Here is a 16,919-nt window from a genome sequence, read left to right as displayed (position 1 = left end):
AAGCTTTCGTTATTTAGCTTTTCGTTATCCACGAATCAGACCGAATTAACGACACGCAGCAAAACTATTTTGAAAATCGAAATTGGCTTTGCTGAATTTTTTTACACTGAATGCTGAACCGATTCAGCTAAAGTAAAGCAAAGAGTAAAGTTCACTAATTCTTGCTCTAGTTGGAATCGTAGCGACACACAAATTCTCAAGCGATACGCTAAAGAGGCACCATGCTTAAATTATCAAAATCTGACATCACTCTAGGCCAAACGGCCAATGATAAGTTCCAAGCAATCCAAAATATTGCAGGCGACCTAACAGCCAAAGGCTTAGTTGACTCTGGCTACGTTGAAGGAATGCTGAACCGTGAAAACCAGAACTCTACGTTCCTTGGCAACGGTATCGCGATTCCTCATGGAACGACTGACACTCGTGGCCTAGTGAAAGAGACGGGCGTTGCGGTACACCACTTCCCTGAAGGTATTGATTGGGCAGACGGAAACCGTGTTTACGTTGCGATTGGTATTGCAGCTAAATCTGATGAGCACTTAGGCATTCTTAAGCAACTGACCAAAGTGCTAGCGGCAGACGGTGTTGAAGAGAAATTAAAGCAAGCAAAATCAGAAGACGAAATCATCGCCCTACTTAATGGCGAAGTTCAGCTAGAAGCAGACCTAGACGCTTCTTTAGTTCAACTACTGTTCCCTGCAAGCGACATGATTCAAATGTCTGCAGTTGCGGGCGGCCTACTTAAGAACACAGGTTGCACAGACAACGCATTCGTTGCCGACCTTGTGACAAAAACACCAACTCACCTAGGCCAAGGCCTATGGTTGTTGGGCAGCGACAAAGGTGTAACTCGCACTGGCGTATCTTTCGTTTCAACAGCGAACCATTGTGAGTACGAAGGCACACCAGTTAAAGCATTGGTAGCATTCGCCGCTTGTAACAGCGCACACCAATCGATTCTGGCAAACCTAAGCAAGATGGTTTTCGAAGGTAAGCAACAACAACTGTTGACTGCAGATGCAGCGCAAGTCATTGGCCTTCTAAAAGGTGAAGCGGTTTCTACAGCTTCTCAAGACGACGACAACTGCGCAGTATTCAAAATCAAAAACGCACACGGCCTACACGCTCGTCCGGGCGCAATGCTAGTCGCTGAAGCGAAGAAGTTTGAATCAACAATCCGCGTGTCAAACCTAGATGGCGACGGAAAAGAAGTGAACGCGAAGAGCTTGATGAAAGTAATCGCTCTTGGCGTTAAACACGGCCACCAGCTTCAATTTGTTGCTGAAGGTGATGACGCAGCACAAGCACTTGAGTCTATTGGCAAAGCTATCGCTTCTGGCCTTGGCGAAGGTTAAGGAATCGATATGTCTGATAAACAAATCAAAGCCGTTACCGTAACCCTAAACCCTGCTCTAGATCTGACAGGTAGCATCGATGTGCTAAACGTAGGTTCGGTTAGCTTGGTGAACAAAAGCTCACTGCATGCAGCGGGTAAAGGCGTAAACGTAGCAAAAGTACTTTCAGAGCTTGGCGCTAAAGTCACCGTAACAGGTTTCCTTGGTCGCAATAACGAAGAACCGTTCTGCCAACTGTTCGAACAGATGGGCGCAACTGACCGCTTTATTCGTGTCGACGGCGCAACTCGCATCAACGTGAAGTTAGTAGAAGAAAGTGGTCAAGTTAGCGATATCAACTTCCCTGGCGTAGCGGTAACACCGATTGCCATCGAGCAGTTTGAGCGCACTCTATTCGGGTTAGCTGAAGACCACGAATATTTCGTGATTGCAGGCAGCTTACCTCAAGGCGTTTCACCTATGTTATGCGCATCTTGGATTCAGAAACTTCACGATATGGGCAAGAAAGTGTTATTCGACAGCAGCCGTGATGCACTTAAAGCGGGGCTCGATGCACAACCATGGCTGATCAAGCCAAACGATGAAGAGCTATCTCAGTTATTCAACGCCGAACTAACTACACGCGACCAATGCCAACACGCAGGCCAAGCCCTAAGTGAAAAAGGCATCGATAACATCGTTGTGTCACTTGGTGCTGAAGGTGTGATGTGGCTTAACCAAGGTGAGTGGTTACACGCTCAACCACCGCGCATGCAAGTAGTGAGCACGGTAGGTGCAGGTGACACCTTAGTTGCGGGCCTATGTTGGGGCCACATGCAACAGATGCCAAAACCAGAACTTATTCAATTCGCAACCGCCCTATCTGCTCTAGCAGTTTCACAGGTAGGTGTGGGGGTAACCAGCCAACAAGAGCTGGATTCAGTACGACAAAATATCCAATTACAGGCGCTTAGTGCTCCAACTAGTCAGTTAGACACAAGTAAATAGGACAAAGGGATTATTATGAATATTACCATCATCACAGCTTGCCCAAGTGGCGTAGCAAACAGCATCATCGCAGCAGGCTTGTTAGAGCAAGCTTCAAAAACACTGGGTTGGAACGCCGCTATTGAATGTCAATCTAGCGTATTACCTAACTCTCCAGTATCACAAGACACGATCGACAGCAGCGACGTTGTTGTTATTGCTGCCAACACAAACGTTGATAAAGCGCGCTTTGTTGGCAAAAAAGTGTACCAAGAAGCTATCTCTGAATGCACAGCAGATGCAAAAGCATTTCTAGAGAAAGCGGTAACCCAAGCAACGGTATTAGACGCTTCTCAAGTTGAGACTACAGTGGAAATTACTGGTACTTCAGCAAACTCTTCTACAACAGCAAGTACAGGCAGCAAAAAGATCGTAGCGATTACCGCTTGCCCGACTGGCGTTGCACACACCTTTATGGCAGCAGAAGCACTTGAAGCAGAAGGCAAACGCTTAGGTCACCAGATCAAAGTGGAAACTCGCGGCTCAGTAGGTGCGAAAAACCAACTGACAGACCAAGAAATCGCAGACGCTGATCTTGTTATCATCGCTGCCGACATCGACGTTCCTCTTGATCGTTTTAACGGCAAAGCGCTATACAAAACCACAACAGGTCCTGCTTTGAAGAAAACAAAGCAAGAGATGGAAAAAGCATTCGCTGAAGCTAAGCCATACCAGCACACAGCGTCTTCAAATTCAGCGCCTGCTGATGAGAAGAAAGGTGTGTACAAGCACCTAATGACAGGTGTATCTCACATGCTTCCTGTGGTTGTTGCGGGTGGTTTGATCATCGCACTGTCTTTCGTATTCGGTATCGAAGCGTTCAAAGAAGAAGGCACATTAGCAGCGGCATTGATGACTATCGGTGGTGGTTCTGCATTCGCACTGATGATTCCTGTTCTTGCTGGTTTCATTGCATTCTCTATTGCTGACCGTCCGGGTCTGGCTCCAGGTCTAATTGGCGGTATGTTGGCTAGCTCAACAGGCGCAGGTTTCCTAGGTGGTATCGCAGCGGGTTTCATTGCGGGTTACGCAGCAAAATTCATTGCCGACAAGGTTCAACTTCCACAATCCATGGAAGCCCTCAAACCAATTCTGATCATTCCGTTTATCGCGAGTTTGTTCACTGGTTTGGTCATGATTTACATCGTTGGTGGTCCAGTTTCAGGCGTGATGAGCGCAATGACAGACTTCCTAAACAACATGGGAACGTCTAATGCGATTCTTCTGGGTGTGATTCTAGGCGCAATGATGTGTTTCGACCTTGGTGGTCCAGTAAACAAAGCGGCTTACACGTTCGGTGTTGGTCTATTGGCTTCACAAACTTACGCACCAATGGCAGCAATCATGGCAGCAGGTATGGTTCCGGCTCTAGGTATGGGCCTTGCAACTTTCCTAGTGAAAGACAAGTTTGAAGCAGGCGAGCGCGAAGCAGGTAAAGCATCATTCGTTCTTGGGCTATGTTTCATCTCTGAAGGTGCAATCCCATTCGCAGCGAAAGACCCAATGCGTGTTATCCCAGCATGTATGGCAGGTGGCGCACTAACGGGCGCTCTATCAATGATGTTTGGTGCACAACTAATGGCTCCACACGGCGGCTTGTTCGTACTGCTAATTCCTGGCGCTATCTCTCCAGTTCTTATGTATCTAGTGGCGATTGCAGCAGGTACAGCGGTAACAGGTTTTGGTTACGCAGCTCTTAAAAAGATGAGCGATTCTAAAGTGACTGCAGAGGCTTAATCCCCCTACTCTGTTTAGCGGTTAAGGCTGACGAACAGAGGCTCTTGATAAAACAGTCCCTTGTTAAAACTGTTCCTTGGTAAAACTGTTCCTTGGTAAAGCAAAAGGCTCCTCAATTGAGGAGCCTTTTTATTATTCGTTGTCTTGGGTCGTTAAGATGGGCAACTGGAATGAGAAGGTCACGCCTTCAACATCATCCATATCGATCTGACGAATCATCTCTACCAAATAACCTTGCACATCTAACTTCAAACCTTGTTGCTCAACCGCCTTAAACAGAGCTTCTAACGCTGTGCTGTACGCCACATCTGAAACCAGATAAACGTCGCTGCATAAGTAGTAGCCTTCAGGAATGGTCATATCATAACGATCTTTCGCGACTTGCCAATTTCCAATTTCAGCGTCGATGTCGTCCCATTTATTATTCATTTGCTTGATCGGCGTAGTGCCCATCAAGTGAGTCGACTTCTGACCATAGATTTCAAATACCGTGTCCCAATCAGGATCTTCCAACTTAAGCTTTTGCATGCCGCGTTCTGGATACCAAACTAGCTCGATCGGCATAGACTTAACTAGCTCTTTCTCCATAGAAGACTGCACACCTGGATGTGCTAATTTCTGGATGAATTCTGCCGTTTCCTTAGGTGTCGCGTTATAGCCCATTTCTCGAATATGTTTTGCTGTAACACCGAGCTCACGCTTGAGCGCCTTACCTAATGACTGTGACGATGAGTAGCCACAATACTGAGCAATTTCAATCACGCTCCACGGCTCATCATTGATCAACAAACCGACCGCGATTTGTAACCGAACACGGCTTAGATACTGGCCAGGAGTTTCATTAAACAACTCGGTAAACTGACGATGAAAGTGATAAGGCGAAATCGCGCTCTCTGTTGCAATTTCTTCCCACGTACGACGCTCACCCCACTCTTCATGCATCAAGGTCAATGCATGCGTAAAGCGTTTTTGAAGGTGCTCTGGCAAAGATTCAATCAATGTAATCTCAGGCACCAGTTTAAAAGCTGGTTCTAAATGCAAAGCAGGTTTATTCTCTTGCGTCATACAGTCTTAGGTCTCTGGTACATTGGCTTGAGTCTTACTGTCGGTTAGCTTCGCTGAATTGGACAGCTTGGCTTCACTATCGTCTTTGTCCTTTATAAAATCAATCACGAGCGCTCCAAAGTGAGTTCTTCTAATGAATCTTGTTCGTCCGCTTCTTTTTCAATTAGATTTTCAACTAGCGGGGGCTTGCGGCAAAACAGGCCAAGCAACACGGGAATCAAAATCAGAGTTACCGCAGTGGCAAACAGCTCACCAAACACCAAAGATACTGCCGCTGGTTTCAAGTATTGCGCCTGCTCTGCGGTTTCGCTTAGCAATGGCAACAATCCACACACCGTTGTAATGGTGGTCAAGAAAATCGCCCTCAAGCGGCTAGTACCCGCAATGACTAACGCTTGCTGTAACGGCACCCCTTGGCGGTATTCACTATTAAAGCGCGTGATCAACACTAACGAGTCATTAATCACGATGCCTGTCATGGCCATCATTCCAAACAACGAAAGAATACTGATAGGTAAGTCCATCAAGTAGTGACCAAAAATCGCGCCCGCAAAACCAAACGGGATCACTACCATGATAATCAGCGGCTGCCAGTAGGACTTCAAAGGCACCGCCAACAAAATGTAGATCATGATGAGCGTTAGTATCATCGCTGATTTGAAGCCGTTCGACACTTCCCCTATCTCTTCAAATTCGCCGCCCGCTTTTATCGTCACACTTGGAAACTGTAAGTGCAGAGATTCAATTGTATCTTCAAGTTGCTCACGTGTTTTCTCCGGTGATTGCAAGTCTCGGTTCTGCTTCCAATACAGGTTGATCACTTGCTCTCGGTCGCGGCGGTAAACCACTTGCGGTTCTTGCTCATGACGAAACTCAGCAATATCCCCCATCATCACACTTCCGCCATTAGGTAACATGATAAGAGCCTGTTGTAGCTGAGCTAAGGTTCTGCGCTCATCTCTTGGATACTGCAGCAGCACCTTGGTCTCTTGCCCGTTTTCTAACAAGCGATGCACTTCTCTTTCGCCAAACGCTTCTCCTGCTAACTTAGCCAGTTTCGCTTGAGTTAACCCAAGTTGCTGACCATATTGATTCAACACCAATCGAACTTGCGGTAAACCATCCTGACCATCGTCGTAGACATCCGATACGCCTTTCAACGAAGCCAAAGTATCCGCTAGCTCCTCACTAACTAGAGAAGCAAGCTCACGATCATTGGAAGAGATCGTTAAGAATGTTCCGCCAGCAGGCTCCTCTGCGGCGCTGAACTTAACTGAATAAGCCCCTTCTATTTGGCCTGTGTTTTCTCTCCATCGCTTCAACAATAAATTACCCGGCAGTGAGCTTAAAGATTCGTTAGTAAGCTCAGCTGTGACTTCGATTTCGCCATAGCCATCAGACCAAGCAAGCAGGTTCACAACAGGCTTTTCCTGTAATGGGTAATCGTCCATCAAGCCTTTTTCTACTTGTGCCATTGCTTGCTCAACTTGCAACAAGGCTTGTCGCTGCAGTGGCAAAGGCGCACCATCCTCTAGCTCAATCACGGCAGAGATGTAACGCCCCGGAATTTCAGGGAACAACGCACTACGAATCGCACCATTCGACCACATGCCATAAGCCAGTGAGATAACTGCCACAAACCCAAGCAAAGACGCCACCTTGTAGCCAAGTGCAAATTCCAAAATTGGCTTATAAATGTTGAGATTGAACCACTGCAAGCCGCCTTGAGCCGCATTCTGAACCTTGGCAAAAATACTGGTCGATGGTTTTTTCACAGAGAGCTGAGCCAAGTGTGACGGTAGAATAAATTTGCTTTCAATCAGCGAGAAGATCAAAGCGAAGATCACCACAGCCGAAAACCCAGCAAGTACTTTAGCTAACTCATTGTTAATCCATAACATTGGAGAAAACGCAGCGATGGTTGTCAGCACACCAAACACGGTAGCCACTGATACTGAGTTAACGCCCTGCCAAGCGGCTGTCTTTCCATTTATATCAGAGGGGCTGTTTATATTTGAGAAACCATTGATATTAGGAGAATAACCGACGTTCCCCGTCCTTTTTTCATGTATCGCTTCACCTACAACAACTGCATCGTCCACCAGCACACCGAGAACCAAGATAAACCCAAATAGAGTGATGTCGTTGATGCTGTAGTTGAACAACTGCATTGCTGCCAACGTTCCAGTGAGCGCAATTGGAATGCCCATCGCGACCCAAAAGGCGAGCCTGATTTCAAGAAAGATCCCAAGTAGAACTACGACGATCAATAAGCCTTGCCATGCATTCTCACTCAAACGAAATAGCTGCTCTTCAATGTAAGGCGCCATGTCAGCCATGGTATTTAACTCAATATCCGACGGCAAAATTGCACGTTGCGCATCCAGTGTTTCACTGATCGCTTCGCTGACTTTAAGCAGATTGTCGGTTTGGCTCGTGCTGACCAATAATGCGATGGCGTTAGAGCCGTTGTTACGCACGATAGAACCACTGTATTGGTAGCCACGACTTAACTTGGCGATGTCTCCCAGTAGTATTTTCCCGTTGCTTCCTGAAATCACAACAAGCTGATTCAACTTCTGTAGATCATCGGCGTATCCGTCACCACGAATCACCATTCGGCCTTTGTCACTAATCAGCTCACCGCTACGAGTCTCAAGTGAACGCTGCTCAACGAGCTCTGCGAGATCTTCTAAGCCCAACCCTAACGCTTTCAGTTGGTCTGGATCTGGCTCGATAACCAATTGAGATGGGCGAGTTCCCCAATTTGATACCTTCGAGATACGCGGATTCTTCTTTAGCGCTTGTTCAAGTTGCTTGGCGATGGGTTGCAGTTCGTCATCGGTTCTCGGCCCAGACACCACCACGAACGCGGCTAAATTAGTAAATTCGTTTCGCACGACTTGCGGCCTTTCCGCTTGCACGGGAAAGCCATTGATGGCGTTAACTTGATTACGAATGTCATCCAACAGCTTGTCTAAATCTGTGCTACTGGTTTTACGGACCATGACCTGAGAAACCCCAGCACTAGACTGACTGGTGATCTGTTTGATGCCTGCAATACCGCTGATTGACTCTTCGATTCTCTGCGTAACACTCTCATCGATCTGTTGCGCGGTACCGCCAGGGTAAGTAACGCTGATACTGATGGAAGACGGTGCGATTTGTGGAAACGACTCGACACGCAATTGTCCGAACGCAAGCACACCACTGATAACAATCGCCATCATCAACAAATTGGCAGCAACAGGGTTATTGATAAACCATTTTGTCATCCAACTCATTGGTTTGATTCCTTAATCTGTGTGACATCAGATTTACCCACGAGCATAGCTTCAGAATGGATTCCATTGAACCTAGGCGCGACTTGTTTGCCGATTAACATCGAAGAAAGCGGATACTGCACCACGCGACGAGCCTTATCACTGCGATCATTGAAGCGAATATCAAGCTCTTGGCTGCCTTGCCCAATAAGCGTTACCGACTCTTTACGTAGACGATCATTGGTGTCTAACGTCCACACATATCCGTCTCGTGTCATCGCACTTAAAGGCACGCTGACTACGTTATCCTTCAGCCCCAGATTAACCACAGCCTGAACCTGTTGATTTGGAAACAATCTTGGCTTGCTTTGATAAGGCGCCTCAACCGACAACACGACTTGTCTTTGGCGAGTGACCGAGTCAACTTGCGGCGACACATAGCGCACCTTTGCAGACCACTGCTCCCCAGAGCGGTTCACCACTGTGATACTCGGCTCAGTAAGGGCTGCTTGAACTTGTTGCCAATGCATTTCAGAAATCGGCAACTCAATATCAATCGAATCACTGGCAGCCAATTCAAAGGTCACTTGCCCCGCCTCTATCCACTCTCTCGGACTGATATGGCGTTTCATGATCACCGCATTAAAGGGCGCAGTAATCACTGATTCGTCCAACAACTTCTGTGCACTCAGGTAAGCCTGTTTCGCTTGTTGTAGGTTAGCTTTCGCTACAAGTAATTGAGGCTCTCTACGAGCAAAAGACGAACTCGTTTTCGGGTTCAGCATTTTTAACGCGACCGTTTGCTCATGCTTAGCTTGCTTCAATTCTAATTCTGCTTGTTTCAATGAGCTCAACGCCTGAGCCAAGTTCGCATCAACCGCGCTAGTATCTAACCTTGCTAACACATCGCCTTTGTTAACCAAATTCCCCGGTTCAACGCTTTCATCTAGCCATTTCAACTGTGCGCTACTGGATGCTTTCAACTGCACAGGCCAACGCGCAGCAGTTACACCTAATACCGTTAACGTCGATTGATGCTGTGATGGTGTCACCTCTAACACTGAAACTGGGGCAAGGACGGCTTCTTTCTTCACTGGCTGGGTAGCTTCAGGTTCCAATTCATCAACAACAACCAACGCGATAAAGATGGCTGCGCAACCGACTAATACAGAAAGTGGCTTTTTAAATTTCATGAGGTATCTCCTTGGTAACCTGTTGAGTGGCGGTGTGATTAAGGCGCTGACTGATTTCAGTGAGACGAGAAAGGGTTTGTAGCGTGATTGGTAGCATCACTGCGGTTTCAACAAACTCGAGTGAATAAGTAACGATGGAGAACACTTGACCAGCGGTCGGTTCGATAAGCTGACTCACCATCCATAAATTGCCGATGACCGCGCCAAACAACACGATAAAAATCAGCCCATAGACAACAGCTTCCGTATCTGAAAGCTTGATTTCACACTGTTTTAAGCGCTCAAAATGCCAACGAAGTGCTGACAAGCGAACACCACTCAGTAGTTTCACCTGCTGTTCAACTTGGTCGTTAAATTGGCCATTGAGTCGTGTAAAGGTTCGGTGGAATACGCCGTAGATAACCAGAATCGACAGCCCTGCAAACAACATGCAAAGTACCAATGAGAAGTGAAACGTTGAGAGGATAACCACCGTCGCGACCAGCTGAACTATCGCGGTCATCAAAGTAGGCAAATCATCTTCTAGGAAATCAACCAGCTCACGAGACATGGTTAGCCGGGCGTCTTTGGTCGAAATAGACAAACCGCGCAGGTTACGCTCAACAAGGTTTGCCAGTTTTACGCGAATAGCACCATACACACGGGTATCGTAAAAACGGCGAACGACACTGATGATCACCAGTACAAAAAGAATCAGTGCCAACATCATCAAAGGCTGAAAGCTTTGGTTTAGCACTCCGTCTATGGCGTGACCAATAAACAGTGGCAGCAGAATAAACATCACGTTTTCAGCCAATACCATTAACCAAGTCGCGGCGACCTTTAATGGATTAAGCCGAATAATCGTCAGCAGAGAGATGGGATGTTTGAATAGCATTATTGAGCCCATAAATGAATATGGCGCCAGTATTACCAATCCAACATGGAAAAAAGTGTCCCAAATTGCTGTATTAACAAATTAGACGACAGACTCGCTTAGTCACTAGCTCGGTTACCTTTTGTTTACCTCGCCTCCTTTATTGTCCTTGATAAGAAAAATGAACAACAAGGAAAGAGCATGAAATTATTCGCTTCATTACTCACGACAGTCGGTATTACTGGTGTTGTCTGGGGGCTATTACATATTCAGCCTGCGATTGCGGATGCATCGACGGAGCAGCCAATCGCTGAGTTATCAACGAACAAGTCATCAATCGACAAACAGCCAAAAAACAAGTCCGTAGAGGTCAAACAACAGGCGACTGTAAATACCACTTACCTGCAAGGTTTGAGCAAGACTATCCCTTTAGAGGACGTGCCTGAACTGTGGGTCGATTTCTACCAAAACCTGGAAGCAAAAGATGAGGAGATCGCACAGCAACAGAAAGTGGTCGTGATCTATCAGGACATCAGTTCCGACTTCAGCACGGCTACTGTCACCATTGGCTTCCCGACTCAGCAATCAAAATTAAATAAAAAAAAACCATTAATTAAGATTCCAAGCAAATCCAAAGGCACCCTTCTGCTAGGTAAAGGCGAACATACTGAACAAGAACTAGCACATGCTTGGGAAGGTATCGCGATTCTAAAAGAAGTGGATATGGTTATAGAACATCACCAGCTGAACCAGCATGGTTTGCCAGATTCTAGTGAGTTATACGTCTATTATAAGAACAATCAGTAAAGGATTTAGTTATGAATTTCACTATGGATAGCATTGGGAATTTTCTCTCTCAAACATTCACAGAAACGAGCATCATCCTAACCGAAACTTGGGTAGATGATAATTTTCTGCTGCTTGCTCTGGCTCTGTTTATCTTTGAGCTTATCCGCTATGCCTTTAAGAAAAAACTCAGCTGGAATATGTTGGGAGACAGCGCGACTAACTTAGTCACTCTGTTCTTCTTGTTGGTTACCGTTTTCTTTGTCGGGTTAGCCTATGTCGGCGCGTTTGTTTACGCCTACGAGAATTTCAGCCTAACTCAACTACCGATATCCGGTTGGACAATTCTGGGTTGCTTGATCTTGGCCGATCTCGCGTACTACTGGGAGCACCGATTCTTGCACAGCAACGGTTTAGCATGGGGAACGCACTCAGTTCACCATAGCTCGCCTTACTTTAATATCTCGGTCGCTTACCGCTTTGGGCCTTTGGATTGGTTCTTCCCGTTCTTCTTCCACTTGCCGTTAATTCTGCTCGGCTTTAATCCGTTTGTGGTTCTGATGTGTGAAACCTTTGTTCAACTGTTTCAAACACTGCTGCACACTGAAACCGTTAAACGCTTGCCTCGCCCAGTTGAAGCGGTATTTAATACGCCTTCACACCACCGAGTGCATCACGCAACCAACAAGCAGTATCTTGATAAGAACTATGCAGGCATCTTCATTATTTGGGACAAGATGTTCGGTACCTTCGCTAAAGAAGAGGAAGAAGTCAGATATGGCGTGTTCCCGAGAATCAACTCTGTGAACCCATTTAAGGTATATTTCCACGGCTACGTTAAACTGTGCCAACAGTTATGGCATGCGCCAAATTGGAATTATCGACTACAGCTTCTTATTCAGCCGCCTATTTGGGCTTGGAAAAGAGAACGAGAAACAAAGTAAGGACACTTATGAGCATTAACGCCCTGCTGATTGAAGACGACAGTGACTTGGCAGAAGCCATTGCAGACTATATGGAACTCGACGGTTTCGAATTCGATTTTGCCTACAATGGCTGCGCAGGGCTCAACCTTGCGTTAGAGGGGCGTTATGACATCATTTTGACGGACATCAACATGCCGAAAATGGACGGGCTTGATGTCTGCCAATCACTTCGCCAACAAGGTGTCACGACACCGATCCTAATGTTGACCGCAAGAGACACGCTACAGGACAAGATCGCGGGGTTCGAAGTAGGTTCGGATGACTATCTAGTGAAGCCTTTTGCGATGGAAGAACTGAAAGTACGGTTGATGGCATTAGTGCGTCGTTCTCAAGGTTCAGTGACTTCATTGTCCGTGGCAGACCTCAAACTGGACCTGGACAAGCACCAAGCCATTAGAGACGGCAAGCTATTGAAGCTCTCGCCAGTATGTTGGCGAATGCTCGTAATGTTAGTGCGAAACAGCCCTAACGTGGTGAGCAAAGCCAAGCTTGAGGAAGCATGGGAAGACGAAATGCCAAGCTCTGATAGCATGAAAGCGCACCTGTTTAAGCTTCGACAAGTGGTTGATGCGCCCTTTGATTCAAAGCTAATCCACACGGTTCATGGGATTGGTGTTGTCTTACATGGGGAGTCATCATGAAACAGGCAAACATGAACCGAGTCAGTATCAAGCGTGATATCTACCTCTACTTATTTGGCATCGTCGTATTACTCACAGCCATCTACAGCTTGATGGTGTCTCAGAGCTATCACATCGGTCTCAATGAATCGGCAAAATATGGATTCTTATATGAGTTGGAAGTCGCAGAGCAACAATACATCGAAACAGGGCAATTACCAGACTATCAAAACCCGACATTCCAAGCCTTTCTAAGTTATTCGGAACTGCCCACTAAGTTCCAACAAGCTTTTGATTGGAAAGCATTTGATAACGATGCAATTTATGAACACTACGAGCTTTCATCGAACAGCGAGTCAGGTCAGTACCTCTACGCAGCCAAGCATCCGATATCAGGTAGCGAAGAAGCGCTATACATCATTTCGGAATATGATGAAGCGATTTACTTGACTCTATTCGAGCTGAACCCACCCGATTCAGTGAACCAAATTAACAACGCCTTTATCGCTATAGGTGCCCTTTTACTCTTGGTATTTTTGATCATTCGCCTTCTGATACATCGAGTCACCAAACCGATTATTACGCTATCAAAATGGTCTGAATCTCTGGATGTGGGCAACACTGAAGGGCTGACTCAGTTTCGATACAAAGAAATCGACCAGTTGGCTTCACAGCTTGTTAAGAGCGTACAAGGTGAGCGTCAGGCCAATGAGCGTGAGAGCTTTTTCTTAAGAGCAGCTAGCCACGAATTAAGAACACCGATTGCCACTATTTCAGCCAGTGGCGATATGCTGGTGCGGTTGTCTGAAAGTATTCCCAACAGCGGCCAACGAGCCGTCGCACGAATCCAACGCTCAGCCACCAACATGAAAGCCTTAGTGACAACTCTGCTATGGATGAGCCGTAATAACGAGATGGAAACCAACTATGAGCAAATCAAGCTGACTCCCCTGCTCAATAACATTATCGAAAGCCAACGTTATCTTTTAAAAAACAAAGAAGTGGACATTCAAACCAAGGTTGAGCAAGAAGAACATACTCTGCCGCGCGAGTTAACTGAGGTTGTACTCACCAACTTAATCCGAAATGCATTTCAACATGGTGGTAGCGGAGATATCAGCATCACACTGACAGAACATCAGTTTGAGGTAACCAACCGTTTGGAAGATGAAAACCTAGCAAACGACTCTGAACAACAAACCTCTTTTGGTATCGGACTAGAGCTCATTGATCGCGTTTGTCAGAACCAAGGTTGGCAGTTTACTCATAAAACCAACAACAATGAGTTCATCGTTAAAGTCATACTGTAGCAATTTGCCCAAATGGTTATTTTATGGTGACCAAAAGTTTACCCTTGCTTGGTTATGCTAGTCGCACAATCTAGTTAGGAGTTATTTTATGGGTACTTGGATTTTAGAAACACTGTTATGGGCTGTGGTAACCGTGGCGGTTTGTGTCGCGATTTGGGGTCTTTACTTACCTAATATCCTAATCGCATTAGGCGTGTCGGTAGCGGTATCGCTGTTACTCGGAAATAGCTGGAGAAGCTAGGTATTTAATAAGGAAATCGTTCGAAAATTAGTGAGCTTTGATACACCCGACAGCAGCTATGTTTATTCAGAACATTGGTTAGCTACAAACCGTCGGGCGCAAATTAAATTAGCTACTTAATGTATATTCAAACACACCGAGCTCACGGCCAAGCCAAGTCGCACGTACTGTGTGGTCTAGCGTTTCTTCACCGCCTGTTACCGGGTGAATAAGCACCGACATGTCACCGCGTTCTTTTTCAAGCCATTCAACAATGCCCGACTCTTTGTTCGCAAAGTGAATCTCAAACATCGGCATCTTATGCGGACCAACCAAACGCTGTATTAATGGGAAAGTCTCTAACACATCTTTACGCTCTGAGAGGATTTTCTGACGCAGTGTTTCTGCTTGCTCTGCAAAGCGCAGAGGGAAATAGATATGACCGTGGTACATGGCACCATCCTTTAGAATTATGATGTCGCAAGTTTATACCTAAACCGCCTTTAATAGCTAAATCTAAATAGGTGAGCTTGCTTTCGGAAGGATCAATTTGAAATGAGAAAACTAGAGTCTGTTATTCGAAGTAATCAAAAACAAACTCTAGTTATGTACAGCGAGTTAATTTTGAAGCGACTAAGGCTTAAGCTTTAAAACTCGGTCAATGTCTTCTGCAGAATGGCGCTCGGGGACTTGCTCCCACTCTTCACCGAATGAACGGTTCACTACTCGACCTCGTTGGAAACCTTCGCGCGCTTCTAGTTGCTTCGCCCAGCGCACAACGTTGGTGTAAGACTCAACTTGTAGGAACTCAGCGGCATCGTAGATTTTTCCTAGTACAAGGTTGCCATACCAAGGCCAAATTGCGATATCAGCGATGCTTAGCTCTTCTCCCGCTACAAAATCGCTATTGGCGAGTTGTTTGTCTAACACGTCTAACTGACGCTTAGCTTCCATCGCAAAGCGGTTAATTGGGTACTCTTGCTTTTCATCAGCGTAAGCGTAGAAGTGACCAAAGCCACCACCTAGGAATGGTGCTGAACCTTGCGCCCAGAATAACCAATTAATGGTTTGTGTTCTCGCTGCCCCTTCTTTTGGCAAGAAGTGACCAAACTTTTCAGCTAAGTGCATCAGGATAGATGCCGATTCGAAAACATTCACATCTTCAGCACCAGACTTATCAACGAGTGCCGGTATTTTGGAGTTTGGATTCACTCCAACAAAACCAGAAGAGAACTGTTCAGCTTCACCAATGTTAATCAAATACGCATCATATTCAGCTTCTTTAACACCTGCCGCTAACAACTCTTCCAGCAAGATAGTGACTTTTTGACCGTTAGGTGTACCAAGAGAATACAATTGAAAAGCATGGTCACCAACAGGAAGCTCTTTATCAAAGCGAGCGCCAGATTCAGGACTATTGATATTTGCCCACTTGTTACCACCATCAGTATCGTTAACCCAAACTTTTGGCGGTGTGTATTGTTCTGACATGATATTTCCTCATTAATATAGGGTAGCTTTAACTGATATTAGGTCACGCTCCCTTGGTTAAAACCCCTAAATACAATTTCTTTTCAAACTGTTAAGCATGGCTTATTCCAGAAAGAAATAACCTGCTTTATGAGATAGCACACGTAAAAGATAAGTGTCCAATCAAACCTAAGCCACATAACGGTTAGTACGAAACATGATTTAGTCACGACATGCCTACAGGTTAAAGAAAGCTGTGATAAAATCGGGAGATTACAATTGATAAGGATTTGGCAATGTCTTCTGATTACACTGGCTCGAGTGCAGCGTACGCTCGCCAAGAGAAAGGCTACCGTGAAAAAGCACTGAAACTGTACCCATGGGTTTGTGGTAAGTGCGCGCGTGAATTTGTTTACTCGAACTTAAGAGAGCTGACCGTTCACCACGTCGATCACGACCATACAAACAACCCTGAAGACGGAAGTAACTGGGAACTATTGTGCCTTTACTGTCACGATCATGAACACTCAAAATACACAGACCATGACCGCTATGGCGTTGATGCCAAGGCTCGTTTAGACGACCACCAATCAGCGACCCACAACCCTTTTGCCGATCTAGCGAAGTTGATGAAGAAGTAAACGATTCCTTCTTTTTAAAAGCGAGTCGTTCGAATAACAAGAAACCCCAGTATGTCACCATACTGGGGTTTCTTTTATCTACCGTCATAACCAAAAATAGAGTTCAGGTAGGCAAGACCAAAAAGAGCCTTCCGAAGAAGGCTCCTTTTTAGAATTCTGAATTATACAGCGGCTTGTTTGCGAGACTCTTCTACCTGCTTAGCGCGCTTTTTAAGCGTCAACTTATCGCGGTATGCAAACCAAACGTAAGTCACTACGACCAAGAAGAAAAGGTATGACAATGAGAAAATGAACGGCGATTGAATGATATCGTTTGAGATACCCCAAGAAACACCGATAACGGTCACTGCAATTTTTGCAAAAAAGCCACACATCAATAGCATTAATGCCA

Annotated in this window: 15 protein-coding genes and 1 pseudogene; 9 read left to right on the top strand and 7 right to left on the bottom strand. The window is 45.9% G+C overall.

The window, feature by feature from the left end; translation table 11 throughout:
* The first annotated feature begins 221 nt into the window (after positions 1-221).
* Genes fruB through fruA form a run of 3 tightly spaced genes read left to right on the top strand, consistent with a single transcriptional unit; the run spans position 222 to position 4,118 of the window.
* The gene (gene fruB, locus MED222_RS20415; protein ID WP_009844885.1) at positions 222-1,355 is read left to right on the top strand and encodes a fused PTS fructose transporter subunit IIA/HPr protein; all 1,134 of its coding nucleotides are present in this window, start codon (positions 222-224) and stop codon (positions 1,353-1,355) included.
* Positions 1,356-1,364: 9 nt separating this feature from the next.
* A complete protein-coding gene (gene pfkB / locus MED222_RS20420; RefSeq protein WP_009844884.1) occupies positions 1,365-2,342 on the top strand; it encodes a 1-phosphofructokinase in 978 nt (325 codons plus the stop codon).
* Positions 2,343-2,357: 15 nt separating this feature from the next.
* Positions 2,358-4,118, top strand: a complete 1,761-nt coding sequence (fruA, locus tag MED222_RS20425; RefSeq protein ID WP_009844883.1) for a PTS fructose transporter subunit IIBC — start codon at positions 2,358-2,360, stop codon at positions 4,116-4,118.
* A 132-nt stretch (positions 4,119-4,250) separates the two neighbouring features.
* On the opposite strand, the gene MED222_RS20430 is transcribed toward fruA, so the two are convergent.
* The 4 genes from MED222_RS20430 to MED222_RS20445 all read right to left on the bottom strand — a co-directional run bounded on the left by MED222_RS20430 (position 4,251) and on the right by MED222_RS20445 (position 10,516).
* A complete protein-coding gene (locus tag MED222_RS20430) occupies positions 4,251-5,183 on the bottom strand; it encodes a helix-turn-helix transcriptional regulator (RefSeq protein WP_009844882.1) in 933 nt (310 codons plus the stop codon).
* A gap of 104 nt (positions 5,184-5,287) precedes the next feature.
* Positions 5,288-8,467: an efflux RND transporter permease subunit gene (locus MED222_RS20435; protein ID WP_009844881.1), complete on the bottom strand. Its 3,180-nt coding sequence runs from the start codon at positions 8,465-8,467 to the stop codon at positions 5,288-5,290.
* The gene (locus MED222_RS20440) at positions 8,464-9,639 is read right to left on the bottom strand and encodes an efflux RND transporter periplasmic adaptor subunit (RefSeq protein ID WP_009844880.1); all 1,176 of its coding nucleotides are present in this window, start codon (positions 9,637-9,639) and stop codon (positions 8,464-8,466) included. The genes MED222_RS20435 and MED222_RS20440 overlap by 4 nt, the downstream gene beginning before the upstream one ends.
* Complete coding sequence (locus MED222_RS20445) at positions 9,629-10,516, bottom strand: ABC transporter six-transmembrane domain-containing protein (protein WP_009844879.1); 888 nt, start codon at positions 10,514-10,516, stop codon at positions 9,629-9,631. Before MED222_RS20445 ends, MED222_RS20440 begins: the two co-directional genes overlap by 11 nt.
* Positions 10,517-10,696: 180 nt before the next feature.
* Between MED222_RS20445 and MED222_RS20450 the strand changes: the two genes are divergently transcribed.
* From MED222_RS20450 to MED222_RS22390, 5 genes are all read left to right on the top strand, one after another.
* Complete coding sequence (locus tag MED222_RS20450; RefSeq protein WP_009844878.1) at positions 10,697-11,302, top strand: hypothetical protein; 606 nt, start codon at positions 10,697-10,699, stop codon at positions 11,300-11,302.
* Positions 11,303-11,313: 11 nt separating this feature from the next.
* Positions 11,314-12,225 carry a sterol desaturase family protein gene (locus MED222_RS20455; RefSeq protein ID WP_009844877.1) on the top strand — a complete coding sequence of 304 codons (912 nt, stop codon included), beginning with the start codon at positions 11,314-11,316 and terminating at the stop codon, positions 12,223-12,225.
* 8 nt (positions 12,226-12,233) lie between these two features.
* Positions 12,234-12,908, top strand: a complete 675-nt coding sequence (locus tag MED222_RS20460; protein ID WP_009844876.1) for a response regulator transcription factor — start codon at positions 12,234-12,236, stop codon at positions 12,906-12,908.
* Positions 12,905-14,197 carry a sensor histidine kinase gene (locus tag MED222_RS20465; protein ID WP_009844875.1) on the top strand — a complete coding sequence of 431 codons (1,293 nt, stop codon included), beginning with the start codon at positions 12,905-12,907 and terminating at the stop codon, positions 14,195-14,197. Before MED222_RS20460 ends, MED222_RS20465 begins: the two co-directional genes overlap by 4 nt.
* Before the next feature lie 88 nt (positions 14,198-14,285).
* Positions 14,286-14,438, top strand: a complete 153-nt coding sequence (locus tag MED222_RS22390) for a hypothetical protein (RefSeq protein ID WP_009844874.1) — start codon at positions 14,286-14,288, stop codon at positions 14,436-14,438.
* 108 nt (positions 14,439-14,546) lie between these two features.
* On the opposite strand, the gene MED222_RS20470 is transcribed toward MED222_RS22390, so the two are convergent.
* Together MED222_RS20470 and yghU are read right to left on the bottom strand one after the other, a co-directional pair.
* Complete coding sequence (locus MED222_RS20470) at positions 14,547-14,870, bottom strand: DOPA 4,5-dioxygenase family protein (RefSeq protein ID WP_009844873.1); 324 nt, start codon at positions 14,868-14,870, stop codon at positions 14,547-14,549.
* A gap of 180 nt (positions 14,871-15,050) precedes the next feature.
* Positions 15,051-15,908, bottom strand: coding sequence for a glutathione-dependent disulfide-bond oxidoreductase (gene yghU, locus MED222_RS20475; protein WP_009844872.1), 858 nt, complete (start codon positions 15,906-15,908; stop codon positions 15,051-15,053).
* A 275-nt stretch (positions 15,909-16,183) separates the two neighbouring features.
* On the opposite strand from yghU, the gene MED222_RS20480 reads away from it, so the two are divergent.
* Positions 16,184-16,528 carry a YajD family HNH nuclease gene (locus tag MED222_RS20480; RefSeq protein WP_004730279.1) on the top strand — a complete coding sequence of 115 codons (345 nt, stop codon included), beginning with the start codon at positions 16,184-16,186 and terminating at the stop codon, positions 16,526-16,528.
* Positions 16,529-16,689: 161 nt separating this feature from the next.
* On the opposite strand, the pseudogene MED222_RS20485 reads toward MED222_RS20480, so the two are convergent.
* Positions 16,690-16,919: pseudogene (locus MED222_RS20485) on the bottom strand (NADH:ubiquinone oxidoreductase); the annotation flags it as partial.

Source organism: Vibrio sp. MED222, from assembly GCF_000153005.1.
Taxonomy (GTDB): domain Bacteria; phylum Pseudomonadota; class Gammaproteobacteria; order Enterobacterales; family Vibrionaceae; genus Vibrio; species Vibrio tasmaniensis_A.
This window is presented reverse-complemented; position numbering and strand designations above follow the sequence as displayed.